12 protein-coding genes and 1 pseudogene are annotated in these 15,435 nt (G+C 70.4%); 5 read left to right on the top strand and 8 right to left on the bottom strand.

What is annotated here, in order from left to right; all coding sequences use genetic code 11:
• Nucleotides 1-22: 22 nt before the first annotated feature.
• Nucleotides 23-1,036 carry a LacI family DNA-binding transcriptional regulator gene (locus MicB006_RS15355; protein WP_116506986.1) on the bottom strand — a complete coding sequence of 338 codons (1,014 nt, stop codon included), beginning with the start codon at nt 1,034-1,036 and terminating at the stop codon, nt 23-25.
• A gap of 267 nt (nt 1,037-1,303) precedes the next feature.
• On the opposite strand from MicB006_RS15355, the gene MicB006_RS15360 reads away from it, so the two are divergent.
• The 4 genes from MicB006_RS15360 (at nt 1,304) to MicB006_RS15375 (ending at nt 5,912) form a co-directional block, all read left to right on the top strand.
• A complete protein-coding gene (locus tag MicB006_RS15360; RefSeq protein ID WP_116506988.1) occupies nt 1,304-2,575 on the top strand; it encodes an ABC transporter substrate-binding protein in 1,272 nt (423 codons plus the stop codon).
• A 64-nt stretch (nt 2,576-2,639) separates the two neighbouring features.
• Nucleotides 2,640-3,572 (top strand): carbohydrate ABC transporter permease, encoded by a 933-nt coding sequence (locus tag MicB006_RS15365; RefSeq protein WP_030500465.1) that lies wholly within the window; start codon nt 2,640-2,642, stop codon nt 3,570-3,572.
• A gap of 10 nt (nt 3,573-3,582) precedes the next feature.
• Nucleotides 3,583-4,482, top strand: coding sequence for a carbohydrate ABC transporter permease (locus MicB006_RS15370; RefSeq protein WP_091427581.1), 900 nt, complete (start codon nt 3,583-3,585; stop codon nt 4,480-4,482).
• Complete coding sequence (locus MicB006_RS15375; RefSeq protein WP_116506990.1) at nt 4,479-5,912, top strand: GH1 family beta-glucosidase; 1,434 nt, start codon at nt 4,479-4,481, stop codon at nt 5,910-5,912. The genes MicB006_RS15370 and MicB006_RS15375 overlap by 4 nt, the downstream gene beginning before the upstream one ends.
• Nucleotides 5,913-6,367: 455 nt before the next feature.
• On the opposite strand, the gene MicB006_RS31820 is transcribed toward MicB006_RS15375, so the two are convergent.
• From MicB006_RS31820 to MicB006_RS15395, 4 genes are all read right to left on the bottom strand, one after another.
• On the bottom strand, nt 6,368-6,583 hold the full coding sequence (locus MicB006_RS31820; RefSeq protein ID WP_161565928.1) for a hypothetical protein: 216 nt from the start codon (nt 6,581-6,583) through the stop codon (nt 6,368-6,370).
• 260 nt (nt 6,584-6,843) lie between these two features.
• Nucleotides 6,844-9,675 carry a right-handed parallel beta-helix repeat-containing protein gene (locus MicB006_RS31825; protein WP_161565929.1) on the bottom strand — a complete coding sequence of 944 codons (2,832 nt, stop codon included), beginning with the start codon at nt 9,673-9,675 and terminating at the stop codon, nt 6,844-6,846.
• Nucleotides 9,672-10,865, bottom strand: a complete 1,194-nt coding sequence (locus MicB006_RS15390; RefSeq protein ID WP_152037841.1) for a hypothetical protein — start codon at nt 10,863-10,865, stop codon at nt 9,672-9,674. Before MicB006_RS15390 ends, MicB006_RS31825 begins: the two co-directional genes overlap by 4 nt.
• Before the next feature lie 296 nt (nt 10,866-11,161).
• On the bottom strand, nt 11,162-11,347 hold the full coding sequence (locus MicB006_RS15395) for a discoidin domain-containing protein (RefSeq protein ID WP_255419525.1): 186 nt from the start codon (nt 11,345-11,347) through the stop codon (nt 11,162-11,164).
• Nucleotides 11,348-11,349: 2 nt separating this feature from the next.
• Here MicB006_RS15395 and MicB006_RS32770 point away from each other — a divergent pair.
• A pseudogene (locus MicB006_RS32770) lies at nt 11,350-11,553 on the top strand (hypothetical protein); the annotation flags it as partial.
• A gap of 693 nt (nt 11,554-12,246) precedes the next feature.
• Here the strand turns inward: MicB006_RS32770 and MicB006_RS15400 are convergent.
• Genes MicB006_RS15400 through MicB006_RS15410 form a run of 3 tightly spaced genes read right to left on the bottom strand, consistent with a single transcriptional unit; the run spans nt 12,247 to nt 15,421 of the window.
• Nucleotides 12,247-13,791 carry a long-chain fatty acid--CoA ligase gene (locus MicB006_RS15400; protein ID WP_116506996.1) on the bottom strand — a complete coding sequence of 515 codons (1,545 nt, stop codon included), beginning with the start codon at nt 13,789-13,791 and terminating at the stop codon, nt 12,247-12,249.
• Nucleotides 13,788-14,252 carry a MaoC family dehydratase gene (locus MicB006_RS15405; protein WP_116506998.1) on the bottom strand — a complete coding sequence of 155 codons (465 nt, stop codon included), beginning with the start codon at nt 14,250-14,252 and terminating at the stop codon, nt 13,788-13,790. Before MicB006_RS15405 ends, MicB006_RS15400 begins: the two co-directional genes overlap by 4 nt.
• On the bottom strand, nt 14,249-15,421 hold the full coding sequence (locus MicB006_RS15410; protein ID WP_116507000.1) for an acyl-CoA dehydrogenase family protein: 1,173 nt from the start codon (nt 15,419-15,421) through the stop codon (nt 14,249-14,251). Before MicB006_RS15410 ends, MicB006_RS15405 begins: the two co-directional genes overlap by 4 nt.
• Nucleotides 15,422-15,435 lie beyond the last annotated feature (14 nt).

Raw genomic sequence — 15,435 nt, forward strand, 5'->3', positions numbered from 1 at the left:
CGCCGACGTCGCGCGGTTCGGGTCAGGTGGTGCCGCGGACGACGAGCGTCGTCGGCAACACGGTCGGCTCGGGCGGGTCGTCGCCGCCGTGCAGCATGGCGACCAGCGCCTCGGCGGCGGCCGTGCCGAAGCCGGGCTTGTTCTGGGCGACGGTGCTGAGCCCGGGCGGGATCAGCGCGGCCACCTCGATGTCGTCGAAGCCGACAATCGCAATGTCGTCGGGGATCCGTAGGCCGGCCGCCTGGGCCGCCCGCATCGCGCCGACAGCCATCTCGTCACCGGCGACGAACACTGCGGTAGGGCGGTCGTCGAGGGCGAGCAGCCGGTCCATCGCGGCGTGACCGCCGTCGAGATAGAAGTCTCCCTCGACGACGTGGCCGTCGGCGAGCGGCAGGCCGGCCCCGGCCAGCGCGGCCCGGAAGCCGACGAGCCGTTCGGCTCCCGGCCAGGTTCGCAGCGGGCCGGTGATGGTGGCGATGCGCCGGTGGCCGCGTTCGACGAGGTGGCGCACGGCGAGCGCCGCGCCGCCGGCATTGTCCGAGGTGATGTAGGTCGAGGTCGGGCCGTCGACCCGCAGGTCGAGAGCGACGCACGGCACCTGGGCTTCGACGAGGGCGAGCACGGCCGGGTCCCGGGTGCCGTTGTCGATGATGACCGCGCCGTCGAGGTTGTGCTGGCGGACGGCGCGCACGTATCGCTGCCCGTCGTCGGGCCCCGCCGCGTCGTGGCCGGCGAGCATGAGCAGGTTCAGCCCGTGCGCGCTGAGCGCCGTCTTGAGCGCGACGAGGATCTCCTGCAGGAATGGGTGGCGCCATCCAGGGCGGCGATGGTCGGTGTCCCATACCAGGCCCACCATGTTGGATTTCTTCGTGGCGAGCGTCCGGGCGGACCCGTTCGGCAGGTAGCCGATCTCGGCGGCCAGGTCGAGGATGCGCTGGCGGGTGTGCTGGCTGACGACCTCGGGGGTGTTGAAGACGCGGGACACGGTGGCGACGGACACGCCGGAGCGGCGCGCCAACTCCCTGATAGTGGTCAATGTGGTGCCTTCTCTGTAACCGGTTTCACGACCGTAGCGCCAGCGATGTCCGCCGGTCAACCCGCATCGACCGTTACCTTTTTGTAACTTGACACCCCCTAGCCGAACCCGTTCACACTTCCCAGGAAAGGCGCTCGCCGGCGGTCACCCGCAACTCGGCCGACATCCGATCTTCATCCAACTCCACCCACCCCCACCACCATCGCTTCGCCGACAATGTAACCGGTTTCAGGTAACCGGTTACATCGCACGAAAGGGTTCCCTGGCATGCACCCAAACCGACTGTTGCGACTGGCGGCGGCCACCCTGGCCGCCGGAGTACTGCTGACCGCGTGTGGCACCGGCACCGAGGGAGGCTCCGGCGGCGGCAACGAAAAGATCACCCTGAACGTCAACCTGTTCGGCAACTTCGGGTACCAGGACCTGTACGCCGAGTACCAGAAGTCGCACCCGAACATCACGATCCAGGAGCGCACGTCCGCCTACAACGACCATCATCGCGACCTGATCACCCACCTGGCCACCGGCTCCGGCGCGGGCGACATCGAGGGCGTCGACACGGGCTTCATCGCGCAGATGCGCGAGCGGGGCAACCTCTTCGTCGACCTGGGCAAGGACCGCCAGTCCGAGTACCTCGACTGGAAGTGGGCGGCGTCGCTGGCCAAGGACGGCAAGCAGGTCGGGTACGGCACCGACGTCGGCGGCCTGGCCATCTGCTATCGGCGTGACCTGTTCGAGAAGGCCGGCATGCCGTTCGACCGCGACCAGGTGTCGGCCGCCTGGGGCAGCGGCTGGGACCAGTACATCGAGTTCGGCAAGCGGTACGCGGCGAAGGCCCCGGCCGGCAGCGCCTTCTTCGATGGCGGAGGCCAACTGTTCAACGCCATCATCGGCCAGGCCCCGGTCGGGTACTACAACGAGGACAACGCCATCGTCGTGGGCACCAGCCCCGATGTCCGAAAGGCCTGGGACCTGACGGTGAAGGCGATCCAGAGCAACCTGTCGGCCAAGCTGATCGGCAGCTCGCAGGAGTGGAACAACGGCTTCGCGAAGGACCAGTTCGCCACCATCGCGTGTCCGGCCTGGATGATGACCAAGATCAAGGACCAGGCGAAGCACGCCGCCGGCAAGTGGGACGTGGCGAGCGTCCCGGGCGGCGGCGGCAACTGGGGCGGCTCGTACCTCACCGTTCCTAAGCAGGGCAAGCACATCGAGGAGGCCAAGAAGCTCGCGGCGTGGCTGACCGCCCCGGAACAGCAGGCCAAGGTGTTCACCGCGCGGGGCAACCTGCCGTCCATCCCGGCTCTGTACGACAAGCCCGACATTGCCCAGTACAAGGACGCCTTCTTCAACAACGCACCGGTGGGGCAGCTCTTCACCACCGCGGCGAAGCAGCTCAAGCCCCAGTACCAGGGCCCGCGAGCCGGAGACGTGCAGACCACCATCCGCGACGCCCTCGTCCGCATCGAACAGGGCAAGCAAAGCTCCGACGAGTCCTGGAAGCAGATGGTCAGCGACGTCGAGCGCCTCGCCAAGTAACTCGACCCGCGCCGCCGGCGGTCGCCCCTGACCGCCGGCGGCGCCCGGCGACGAAGGATCGACGATGGCCACCTACCTCCACCAGGCCCGGCGGGCCGGCCTGAGCCGGCTCGACACCAAGGGCTCGCCCTACCTCTACATCCTGCCGTTCTTCCTGCTGTTCGGCGCGTTCGGGCTGTTCCCGCTGCTGTACACGGCGTACGTCTCGTTCAATGACTGGGACCTGCTCGACTCCGGGTCGCACCGCTGGGTCGGCCTCGCGAACTACCGCGAGATGCTGCAGGACGCGTACTTCTGGAACGCCCTGGGCAACACACTCAGCATCTGGGTGCTGTCCACCGTGCCGCAACTGCTCGCCGCGCTCTGGATCGCCCACCTGCTCAACCACCGGCTGCGGGCCCGCACCGCGCTACGGATGGGCGTGCTGCTGCCCAACGTCACCTCGATCGTGGCGGTGACGATCGTCTTCACCCAGCTTTTCGGCCGCGACTTCGGCATGGTCAACTGGGCGCTCGGCCTCGTCGGCATCGGCCCGATCGACTGGCAGGCCAACACCTGGAGCTCCCACCTGGCCATCTCGTTCATCGTCGCCTGGCGGTGGACCGGCTACAACGCCCTCATCTACCTCGCCTCGATGCAGGCGATTCCGCACCACCTGTACGAGGCCGCCGACCTCGACGGCGCGTCGCAGGCTCAGCAGTTCAGGCGGATCACCGTCCCGATGCTGCGGCCGACGATCATCTTCACCACGGTGATCTCGACGATCGGCGGCCTGCAGATCATGGCCGAACCCCTGCTGTTCGCCAGCTCCCAGACGCCCACCGGCGGCTCCGACCGGCAGTTCCAGACCGTCGCCCTGTTCATGTACGAGCAGGGGTTCCGGGAGTTCCGCTTCGGCTACGCCTCGGCGGTCGCCTGGACGCTCTGTCTGGTCATCGCCATCTTCGCGATCATCAACTTCCTGCTCACCCGGCGCATCGCCAAGGACGAGGACTGAGGAGAACGCCGTGACCACCCTCGCGGACCCCATTCAGACCGGCACCACACCCTCGCCGCCGCCACGCCGGTCCCACCGGCGCCGGAGCTTCGGGTACCCACGCAAGGGCTCGGTCTGGAGCTACGGCGCCCTGCTGGCGGTCGTGGCCGGGTCGGTCTTCCCGCTCTACTGGTCCATCGTCGTGTCCTCGCAGACCAGCGACGCCGTCACGAAGGTGCCGCCGGCCCTGGTGCCCGGCGGGCACCTCTTCGACAACATCGCGCGCGTGTTCGACACGACCGACTTCGGCCGAGCCCTGGTGAACTCCTTCATCGTCAGCGGCTCGATCACCGTCTCCGTGGTGTTCTTCTCGACCCTGGCCGGGTTCGCCTTCGCCAAACTGCGGTTCCGAGGCCGAAAGGCGCTTCTCGTCGTGGCCATCGCGACCTCGATGGTGCCGCACCAGCTCGGCATCATCCCCCTGTACATCCTGATGGCCGACCTCGGCTGGACCGGGCGCCTCACCGCCGTGATCGTGCCCGGGCTGGTAACCGCGTTCGGCGTCTTCTTCATGACCCAGTACCTCGGCCGCGCCGTACCCGACGAACTGCTGGAGGCCGGCCGCGTCGACGGGTCCAGCACGTTCGGCCTGTACTGGCACATCGTCCTGCCGGCGGCCCGCCCCGCCGCGGCGGTGCTCGGGCTGTTCACCTTCATGCAGGCGTGGAACGACTTCTTCTGGCCGCTGGTCGTGCTGCAGAACAACGCGACCGTGCAGGTGGCGCTCTCCGCACTGGCCAGCGGCTACACCACCGACTACACCCTGACGCTGACCGGCACGTTGCTCGCCACGCTGCCGATCCTCGTCGTCTTCATGCTCCTCGGCCGGCATCTCGTCGACGGCATCATGCAGGGGGCGGTGAAGGGATGACCACCACATCCGAAGGCGCCGCCGCGGCCGCAACCCGGCCGGACCTGCCCGAGCTGCCGGACCTGCCGGCCGGCTTCAGCTGGGGCGCCGCCACCGCGGCGTACCAGATCGAGGGGGCGGTCGACGAGGACGGCCGCGGGCCGTCGATCTGGGACACCTTCTGCCGCCGCCCCGGTGCCGTCGACGACGGCACCTCCGGCTCGGTCGCCTGTGACAGCTACCACCGCTGGCGGGAGGACGTGGACCTGCTGGCCGGCCTCGGCGTGGACGCCTACCGTTTCTCGGTCGCCTGGCCACGGGTCATGCCGGCCGGGCGGGGCGCGGTGAACCGGCGAGGCCTCGACTACTACGACCGGCTCGTCGACGCCCTGTGCGGGCACGGCATCCGGCCGTTCGTCACGCTGTACCACTGGGATCTGCCCCAGGCGCTCGAGGACGAGGGTGGCTGGCGGGTACGGGACACCGCCGAGTGGTTCGCCGAGTACGCCACCGCGGTGGCGGGCGTCCTCGGCGACCGGGTCCAGGACTGGATCACGCTGAACGAGCCGTACTGCTCGTCGATGGTCGGCTACGCGGAGGGCCGGCACGCTCCCGGCACCGCCGAAGGACATGGTGCCCTGGCCGCCGCCCACCACCTGCTGCTCGGGCACGGCAGGGCGGTCGCCGCAGTCCGGTCCGCCGCCGGCCCGCGGTCGCGCGTCGGCATCACGCTCAACCTCTCCCCCGCCGTGCCGGCCAGCGATACCGAGGCCGACCGGGCGGCGGCGGATCGGCAGGACCTCATGCTCAACCGGCAGTTCACGGATCCGGTGCTGGGCGGCGCGTACCCGCCCGGGTTCGAGCGGCTCTACGCCGGGGTGAGCGATCTGTCGTTCCGCCGGGACGGTGACCTGGCGGTGATCTCCACGCCGCTGGACTTCCTCGGTGTCAACTACTACTACCGGGTGCACGTCGCCGACGCCCCGTACGAGCAGCCCGACCCGGCGCTGCGCAGCGCGTTCGACATCGGAGTCCGGCAGCTACGGCCGGACGGGTTGCCCACCACCGACCTGGGCTGGCCGGTGGAGCCGCAAGGGCTGTTCGACACCCTGACCGGGCTCGCGGACCGTTACCCGGGCCTGCCTGCCGTGTACGTGACGGAGAACGGCTGCGCCGACCTGCGGGACGGACCCGAGCCGGACCCGGAACGGATCTCGTTCGTGGCCGGGCACCTGGCGGCGGCGGCCCGTGCGGCCGCCGTCGACGACCGGCTCGATCTGCGGGGGTACTTCTACTGGTCGCTCATCGACAACTTCGAGTGGGCCCGCGGGTACGGGCCCCGCTTCGGTCTGGCCCACGTCGACTACGGCACCGGATCCCGTACGCCCAAGGCCAGCTACCACTGGCTGCGTGACCGCTTGCGGGCGTGGCGGGAACGCACCTCCACCTGAAGCGCCGCCCGCGGCTCGTGGCGGCAACGGTATGCGCGGTCACCCGGCTGGCTGCCCACGCCGATCCCGCCGTCCGGGCTGCCCTGGTTGTCGGCGCCCGTGGCGCGCCCCGCGAGTTGTACGAGCGACTCATCGACGATCCGGACAGGCTGGTACGGGGACACCTCGCCGAACGCGACGACGTACCGGCCGATTTGCTCGCCCGGCTCGCCACGGACCCTGACCCGCCCGCCGGTCCGGGCCACCCTCGCACGGTGGTGGACGCAGGCCCCCGGACCGGACCGGCGACTCCTGCTCACCGACTCCGTCGACGAAGTTCGTGCGGCTGCCTGCTCGACCTACTACGCCCGGCTACCGCATCCGGTACCGCCGCCCGACCTCGTGGCGGACTACTCGCCGATCCGGTCACCCGCGCCGGAGCCGTACGCCACGCAGACCTGACCCCACAGCTTCTCTCAGGAGTACGGGACCTGCTCGCCGAGGATCCCAGCGCGAACGTACGCGTGGGTGTCTTCAGCCGCCGGGACACACCCGAGCCGATACGCCACCGGATCCATACGCAGATCCAGCAGGGCGACCGCCCGCTGACCGACCTGCTCGACGACGAACTCGACGACACGGCGCTGCTGCAGCAGGTCGAAGACCACATGACCGTCGCCGAGCTGCAGCACCTACGGCTGGACTGGGTCACCGCAGACCCACTACCGCACGTGTCCTCGCCGTACATCTGCTTCCGGCGCTCCGCGGCACGCAGCGGACACTGCCGGCCGACGCGCATCGACGCGACCGACCCGGCCCCGCGCATGCGATGCCCAGCACCCCGCGATCCGGACCTGCCGGTCCACGTGCGTCGCGTCTTACTCGCGGATTCGAGCGAGTGGGTGGAGCAAGCCAGACGAGCTGCGGAATCAGGATGTAACAAGCTCTTCGATCATGAAGGCGGGGCGTGGGCGCCGGGCTCGCCTGGCGGGGCGTCGAGGGCCAGCCTCAGCGCCGCCTCGACCGGATAGACCGGGCAGTACAGCGGAGTGTCTGTGGCCGGCGGGGCCGCGTCCTTCGCCTCGAACGCCTTGCGGGCCCGGCCGAGGTCCGCGAGCAGGTCGGCCACTGACGGTTCCTTCTTCGGCTCCGGGGGCGCCGCCTCGACGGGTGCCTCCGTCTTCGGCGCCGTGATCGAGACGCCGAGCGCCGCCGCGGCGGCGTTGAGCCCGTCCTTCGGCATCGCGGCGGCCAGCGCCGAGAGGCGGCCGACGGCCTGGTCGGCGTACGCGGCGTCGACCGGCACCGCCGGCAGCTCGAACCGGGTTCCGGTCTGAGCGCCGAACGGGGCGTCGCGGAACACCCGGTCGCGGTTCTCGGCGTCGACGAGCACGTGGCGGCCGTCGTGGAGGTCGGCGTACAGGTTGGCGGCGAGCACGTTCCCGTCGAGCAGCAGGTTCTGGTCGGGCACGGTCGCGCGGACGGCGATGCTGTCGGCGAAGGCGAGCACGTTGGCCTCGACCCGCATGACACCCCGGCCGGAGATGTCCAGCAGGCAGCCGGTCGTGGACTGCCCGGTCGAGGCCCGGCCGGTGGGGTCGGCGGCGAACAGGACCGTGTTGCCGCGGATGGTCCAGGGGCCCGCGCCGGGTGCCTGGATACGGACGGCGGTGCCGCTCGTGTTGACGACCACGTTGTTCTCGAACGTCCCGTACGCCGCACTGAGCTGCACGGCGCAGTACGCCGCGTTGGCGAAGACGCAGTTGCGCACGGTGATGCCGCCGCTGCCGCCGCGCAGGTCGAGCAGCGCCGCCGACTGGGAATGGCCCGCGTCGAGGGCGCCGCTGTCGGCGTACGCGTTGTAGGTCGCCCCGTCGAACATGAACCCGTCAAGGATGAGGCCCTCCCCCGAGTCCTCGCCGGTGAGCACCGGATCGCCGAAGATGCCCTTCGCCTTGGTCTCCGGAGTGAGCACGAAGCGCACGGGGTGTCGCCAGGGGTCGCGCGCGGCGAACTCGGCGTCCCACCCGCCCAGCAGCGTCAGGTTGCGTACGGGGATGCGCCACGTGCCCGACCGCAGGCGGCCCGTGTACTCACCTGCGGCGACGAGGATGCGGTCGCCCTCGGCGGCCTTTTCGAGGGCCTGGAACGGGTCGCGGAACGGCGCCTCGCGGCTGCCGTCCCCGCCGGAGGATCCGGCCCGCACGAACCAGTCGCGGCCGGCCGGCCGGGGCGGCTCGGGGGCCGTGACGTCGAGCACGGGCGCGAGGGAGTCGAGGACGATGGTGGCGCTCTGACGCCCGCCGGGCGGCGTGAGGCGATACGTGCCGCGGAGCAGGTACGTGGACTCGACGTCGAGGCCGCGCGAATACCGTACGGCCTCCTCAGTCTGGTGATGGACGAGGCCGTAGCGCGGGGCGAGCGCCCACCACGGGCTGTTGTCGGTGCCGGGCTCGTAGACGGCGACGCCGATGTGCGTCTCCGCGAGCTCGGGGAGGATCTGCGTGTTCTGGTCGAAGCCGACCCCGGCCCGCACCTGCACCGGGGCTCCGGCGAGCGCCGGGTCGGCCTCGTAGAGCCGCGCCCAGTCGACGGCCTGGTACGCCGGACCGGCCGGGAGCTCGGTGAACGGCTCCGGCGCCGCCAGGTCGGCGGGGTGCGCGCCCGGCGCCGCGCCGACCGCGAGGGCGAGCACCTCGGCCGGGGCGAGCCGGCGCATGACGGGCCGCTGAACATCACGGTCTGATGTGGACGGCAGCTCGCCGAGGCCGGCCGATTTCCGCAGCGCGTTGAGGGCGGCGATCGGCGGGCGCTCGTACGTGACGGCGACGTCCACCGTGTACGTGTCGAGCCACGCCGCCGGGAGCCCGGTCAGCTGTGGGTCGCCGACGGTGTTGCCGGCCGCCGAGCGCAGGCCGACGTCTTCGAGCTCCGCGGCGTACTCCTCGGTGAGCTCGGCCTCCGCGCCCGACACCCGGCTGCGCACGATGTCGCGCGGTGTGGCGAAGAACAGGTTGCGGTCGATGGCGATCTGCCCGACGTCGCGCAGGCAGGCGACGGCCGCGTTGCCGCAGCCGACGAACACGTTGTCGGCGATCGCGGCAGCGCCGTTGACCCGTACGCCGACGGCCCGGTCGGTGCCGGAGCCGCGCGGCGGGTCGGAGTCGTCGTGGGCGAAGGCGAAGGTGTTGCGGCTGACCGCGGCCGGGGTCTCGGGGGCGCCGTCGCGGACGGTGAGCAGGCTGAGGCCGACGCAGTTGACGACGATGTTGTTCTCGAAGACCACGGAGTCGCCGCCGAGCTCGACGGCGCCGGAGCTGCCGTTGGCGAAGCAGCAGTCGCGGACGGTGATGCGCTCGCCGCGCAGGCTCACCAGCGGGCCGTCCCCGTAGGAGGCGCGCTGCAGGCCGCTCTGCTCGTCGTAGTCGTCGCGCCCGGCCCCGTCGAAGAACAGCCCGTCCAGGACGAGGCCGTCGTGGCCGCCGATGCCCTGGAGCATGTTCGGCTCGTTCGGGACGCGCAGGCCGGTCTTTGCCGCGAAGACCGTCGGTGTCTGCCAGGGGGTACGGCGGGCGAAGTCGGGGCTGTATCCGCCGAGCAGGGTCAGCTCGGGGGTGTCGACGACCCACGAGGAGCGCTCGCCACGCCCGGTATAGGTGCCCGCCGCGATATGGATGCGGTCGCCGGGCGCAGCCTGCCGCAGCGCGAGCCACGGGTCGTGGAACGGCCGGGCCCGGGTGCCGTCGCCGACCGGGCCGTCCGCCGCGACGAAGAGGTCGGTCATGACTTCTTCACCTCGTCGTCGGCTTCCTCCGTCTTGTCCGCGAGCAGCTTGAAGCCCACCTTGACCGCGTCTCTGACCTGTGCGAACGCGGCGAGGCCCGTCTGCTTGTAGGGTCCCTCGGCCAGGTCCTTGACGTATTCCTCCTCGGTCGCCAGCAGCGACTCCAGGGATTCCGAGGCCTTCTCCAGCTCCTCGTTGAACTTCGCCAGGGTGCCCGGATCATCGGTCAGCTGGGCGAAGGCGTTGGTGCTCTCCTCCACGAGCGTGGGGAAGAGCTCGTCGTAGAGCTTGCTGGACTGCTCCTTGGCCGCCTCGGCCCGCGTGTCGAGCCCTCGGTCGAGGACGTTCTCCTTCATCCAGTCCCAGTCGGTGGCCCGGTAGTCGCCGGACGCGCCGATGCCGCGCCAGTTCCCCGCCGCCTCGGCGCCGCGGGCGAAGAGCTTGTCGATCCAGTCCTCGTCGAGCTGTTCGCGGGCCGCGGTCAGCAGCTTGATGTTGTCGACCACCGTCTGCTTCGCGGCACGCTTCTGCTTGGCCGCCATGAGGTTCTCCGCGGTGAGCTTCTCGAAGTTCTTGATCGCCTCGTTGGCGGCTTCCTTGGACGACGGGTCCTTCATGAAGAGGACGATCAGGCGGGCGCCCGAGGTCGGGAGGTATTTGACGAGCAGGCTCTTGACCGTGTCCTGGATGGAGCCGAAGTTCTTGAGGAGCAGCTGCTCGACGATCGCGTCGTTGCTGCGCGCGTTCTTGAGGTCCTCCTCGCACTTCTTGATGAGCGCGAGGTCGGCCTCCAGGACCTTGCTCATCAGCGTGGCGACCTCGGGGACGTCGAGCCGGGCGACCTGCGCCCAGATCTTGCGCTCCCCGGCGAGGAAGTCACGCGGGCCGACCGCGGTCCACCGTTCGTCGACGGACATCGCGTTGGCCTGGCTGTCCTCCAGCACCGACCGGATGTCCGATTCGAGGCGCTCCATCAGCGCCTCGGCCTGCTCGCAGTTGGTCTTCCACCGGTCGGTCAGGCCGTCATAGCCCGGTTGCTCCAGCTTGGAGAGCATCTCCTCGAACAGCTTCTCCCGATCGGTGTCGAAGCGTTCCAGCAGATCCAAGACCTTGTCGAGGATGTCCTCCTCGAACCCCGTGGCGCGCATCCGCTGCTCAACGAGCTCGCGGGCGTCATCGACATCTTCCACAAATCTCAGCGTAGGAGCCCTCGGTCACCCGAGGCAGTCGTGAACCCGATCCCTGCCAGATCAAGGATCCGACCTATGCCGCCGCTCGGTGAAGACTGACTCCGGAAGTCGTCGACTCTTCGGGAGTGCACCATGTCATCCCTGTTCAGCGGACCGATACTTGATGTTCGTATGCGTCTTGCGTCTGGCACCGGGGCGCAGCCGGCATATAACGGCAAGGGGTGCCCGCTCCGTGGCGGCCACCCCATGCCTTACCGTCCCGTGCGGTCACTCCCCCAGGAACGCACGGACGAGCCTCAGTTGAGGGCGTAGATCTCCGCGGCCGACATCCACGGGTTGCCGGCGACCTCACTCACGGCACGCAGTCGCAAGTACTGCCCGGTCTTCGCGGTGAACCGGACGTCCTTCTGGCTCGCGTCGTTGGCGAACGCGCCAGTGGCCACGGCCGTTCCCCAGTTGGTGCCGTCGGTGCTGACGTACACCCGACGTGTGGATCCCCGGGTTCGACGGCGCGCCGTCAGACGCGCGACCGCGGACCGGAGACGGGCCCCGGTCCGTACGCGGCGGAGCCGCCGATCTATACCCGTGGCAGGGCTGTGACGAGTGGCTGCTATTGCTCTCCGCCACCCGGTACGAACACGCCGACTTCACGGCCGTACGCCCGGCCGCACCACTGCCACCGCACTGAGGCAGGTGGGAGTGGATCTGTCGCGAGCCAGCGAGCAGGCTCGATGGTCGCCGAGCAGGGATGCCTCACGCCGCCCTTCGGCCTCACCGCTCGCACAGCCCGCTTGGTCCCCGGCAGCACGGTAGGCCGGTCCGAACCTGCCGGCCGGACACGTCGCCGCGCGACGAGTCAGGGGGATCGAGGCGTATCCCGATCTCGACGGGGTCCTCGATACGCGGCCTCGACGAGCGACGGGGTTACGAGACATCCTCTAGCCGCCGCCGAGCGGGTGTACCAGGACGACCTGATCAACAACCTTCCGTACGCCTCGGCGAGCAAGCTGATCCCTGCCCTCGCGCTGACCGGCCGATTCCGCCCCCTGGCTGTGGCTCCCCGTCAGCTTTATAGATCGTGTGCCGACCGGACTTGCGGCAGCCCGTCCTCGGTCAGCACGATCGTCACCCGGGGGTGTCCGGGAGGAGTGCGCCGGGGCCGTCCGGCACGTCCATACGCGGGTCGATCGGCGGGTACACCTCGGGATCGAGGTCGGGGTTGGTCATCGCTCAGTATTCGACGCCACCGCCGGGACCGCCCGCCGAGCACGACGGCGGGCGACGCTCGCCGGCGCGACAGCCGGAGGAAGCGGCCCTCGATGCGCGGCGAGCGCGACGAGGGCCGCGGCCTGGGCGGGTGGCAGCGGACGGCGGGCGGTGGTCAGTCGGGCGGGGACATCCGGCGACGCAGTTCCCGCTTGAGCACCTTGTGGCTCGGCCCGAGCGGCAGGTCGTCGACATACCGGACCTGCCGCGGGTACTTGTGCCGGCCCAGATGCTCCCGCGACCAGTCGATCATCTCCTGCTCGTCGGGCAGGCCCGGGCCGGCCGGGTCCGCCACCACCACCGCGCAGACCTCCTCGCCGTGACGAGGGTCGGGCACCCCGATCACCGCCACCTGGCCGACCGCCGGGTGCCTGGCAAGGACCTCCTCCACCTCGCGTGGGTAGACGTTGAAGCCACCCCGGATGATCATGTCCTTCTTCCGGTCGATGATGGTGATGAACCCGTCGGCGTCCTTGCGTCCCAGGTCACCGCTACGGAACCAGCCGTCCACCACCGCCTCCGCGGTCGCCTCGGGCCGCCCCAGGTAACCGGCGAAGACGTTGTGCCCCCGGATGACGATCTCGCCGAGCTCTCCGGTCGACAGCAGCTCGATCCGCTCGTCCACCTCCGCGCGGGCGATCTCCACCTCCACGCCCCAGACCGGGTGCCCGATGGTCCCGGCGCGGGTGCCGAAGTGCGGCTGGTTGGTGGTGGCGGTGGGTGAGGTCTCGGAGAGCCCGTACCCTTCGAAGACCGTCGTCTGGAAGGCGGCGTGGAACCGTTCCAGCACGGCCACCGGCAGCGACGCCCCGCCGGAGACGCAGAGCCGCAGCCGGGGCAGGTCGTCCCGGTCCCGGGCGGCGTCGAGCAGCGCCACGTACATGGTGGGCACGCCGTGGAAGACGTCCACCCCCTCACGCAGCATCAGGTCGATGGCGGCCGGCCCGGTGAACCGGCTCAGCAGCACCAGCGTCGCGCCGATCCGGAAGGTGCCGTTCATCGCCACCGTCTGGCCGAAGCTGTGGAACAGCGGCAGGCAGCCGAGCACTACGTCCGTCCTGCGCGCGTCGTTGGCGTCGAAGACGTTCACGGTGGCGTTCATGACCAGGTTGAGGTGGGTGAGCACGGCGCCCTTGGGCACCCCGGTGGTGCCGCTGGTGTAGAGCACCACCGCCGGGTCCTCCGCCGACCGGGTGACGTACGACGGCAGCGGTGGCAGCGGGTGGCTCAGCTCCTCCAGGCGGGGCGCGACCGCGTCGGCGGCCGCCGGCCCGACGGTCACCAGCGGCACGCCGGCCGCCGCCGCGGCGGCGGCGCCCAGGGCGAGCTGGGAGCTGTGGCACACCAGCAGCTTCGTGCCGCTGTCGGTCAGCACGTGCGCCGCTTCGTCCACGGTCAGCAGCAGGTGCACCGGGACGAGCACCGCGCCGGCGGCGAGGGCCCCGTAGTAGACCCGGGGGAAGTCCACCACGTTCGGGGCCAGCAGGGCCACCTTGTCGCCGGGGCCGACCCCCCGCTCGCGCAGCCCGGCGGCGTAGCTGCGCGCCTCCAGCCACAGCTCGGCGTACGTCACCCGGATGTCGCCGTCGACCACGGCGACGGTGTCGGCGTGCCGGCGGGCGGACTCGGCCAGCACCATGGCCAGCGACAGCGCGGTCATCGGGCCACGCCCCGCAGCAGGCGGCTGACCGTCTCGGCGACGCAGACCGGCTTGCCGCCGGCGTCGCTCTCCACGGTGACCGCGGTGACCACCTGCACGCCGCCGTCCACGGGTGACACCTCGGCCAGGGTCGCGGTGGCGCGGACCGCGCTGCCGACCCGGAGCGGGGCCGGGAAGCGCACTCGGTTGAGGCCGTAGTTGACCCCCATGGCCACCCCCTCGACCCGGTAAAGGCCACCGGCCAGCGCCGGCAGCAGGGACAACGTGAGGTAGCCGTGCGCGATGGTGCCGCCGAACGGGCCGGCTGCGGCCCGTCGCGGGTCGATGTGGATCCACTGGCGGTCGTCGGTGGCGTCGGCGAACCAGTCGACCCGTTGCTGGTCGATCCGGAACCAGGGGCCGGGGCCCAGGGTCTCGCCGGTCGCCTCGGCCAACTCCTCGATGGACGCGAAGACCCTCATGCCAGGTGCCCTCCCAGCTTCGTGTAGCCGCGCAGCAGGTCGCGGGAGATGATCAGTCGCTGCATCTCGTCGGTGCCCTCGAAGATCCGGTAGAGCCGAACCTGCCGGTACCAGCGCTCGATCGGCAGCTCGCGGGTGTAGCCCATGCCGCCGTGGATCTGCAGGACGCGGTCGACCACCCGATTGACCATGCCCGCGCCGTAAAGCTTCGCCATCGAGGAGGCGTGCCGCGGGTCCATGCCCTGCTCGACGGTCCAGGCGGCGCGCAGGATGAGCCAGCGGGCCGCCTCCAGCTCGGTCTCCGAGTCGGCGATCATCCACTGGATGGCCTGGTTGGTGCCGATCTTCGCGCCGAAGGTCTCCCGGGTGTTGGCGTAGTCGATGGCCATCGACAACGCCCGCTCGGCGATGCCGACGGCGTGCGACGGGATAATGTAGCGGCCCTTGCCGATCCACTCCATGCCGAGGCTGAATCCCTGCCCGGGCTCGCCGAGGATGTTGCGTCCGGGCACCCGGACGTCGTCGAAGACCAGCGAGGCGGGGCCACCCTCGCCCATCGTCTGGATGAACTCCGAGCGCCAGCCCATCGACCGGTCCACCAGGAACGCGGTGGCGCCGCCGTGGCGGGCCCCCTTCTCCCGGTCGGTCACCGCGATCACGATGGCGAAGTCGGCGTCGTGACCGCCGGTGATGAAGGTCTTCTCGCCGTTGAGGATCCAGTCGTCGCCGTCGCGGCGGGCGCTGAGCTTGATGTTGGCCGCGTCGGAGCCGGCGCCGGGCTCGGTGATCGCGAAGCAGCTGCGCCGCTCCCCCTCGATGGTCGGGACCAGGTACTCGCGCTTCTGCTCGTCATTGGCGTGGAACAGGATGTTGTCCGCCTCGCCGCCGAACCGGAACGGCACGAACGAGCGGCCGAGTTCGGTCCAGATCAGGGACTGGGTGACGGCCGGCAGGTCCATGCCGCCGTACTCCTCCGGGGTGGCCAGCCCCCAGAACCCGAACTTGCGCGCCTTGAGCTGCAACTCGCGCAGCTCGCTGTGCTCCAGTCCGGGCCGGTGCGCCCGTTCCCGCCGCAGCAGCTCCTGCTCCAGCGGCATGACCTCCCTGGTGATGAAGTCGCGGGCGGTGTCGCGGATCGCCCGCTCGGTGTCGGAAAGCGCGAAGTCCATGTCCCCTCCGGGTG

It is taken from the genome of Micromonospora sp. B006 (genome assembly GCF_003408515.1).
GTDB classification, from domain to species: Bacteria; Actinomycetota; Actinomycetes; order Mycobacteriales; family Micromonosporaceae; genus Micromonospora; species Micromonospora echinospora_A.

Excerpts from the sequence above, each read along its gene's own strand:
- MicB006_RS15360 (WP_116506988.1), top strand. The coding sequence starts at position 1,304 with ATGCACCCAAACCGACTGTTGCGACTGGCGGCGGCCACCCTGGCCGCC.
- MicB006_RS15410 (WP_116507000.1), bottom strand. The coding sequence starts at position 15,421 with ATGGACTTCGCGCTTTCCGACACCGAGCGGGCGATCCGCGACACCGCC.
- MicB006_RS15400 (WP_116506996.1), bottom strand. The coding sequence starts at position 13,791 with ATGACCGCGCTGTCGCTGGCCATGGTGCTGGCCGAGTCCGCCCGCCGG.
- MicB006_RS15405 (WP_116506998.1), bottom strand. The coding sequence starts at position 14,252 with ATGAGGGTCTTCGCGTCCATCGAGGAGTTGGCCGAGGCGACCGGCGAG.
- MicB006_RS31825 (WP_161565929.1), bottom strand. The coding sequence starts at position 9,675 with ATGACCGACCTCTTCGTCGCGGCGGACGGCCCGGTCGGCGACGGCACC.
- MicB006_RS15365 (WP_030500465.1), top strand. The coding sequence starts at position 2,640 with ATGGCCACCTACCTCCACCAGGCCCGGCGGGCCGGCCTGAGCCGGCTC.
- MicB006_RS15375 (WP_116506990.1), top strand. The coding sequence starts at position 4,479 with ATGACCACCACATCCGAAGGCGCCGCCGCGGCCGCAACCCGGCCGGAC.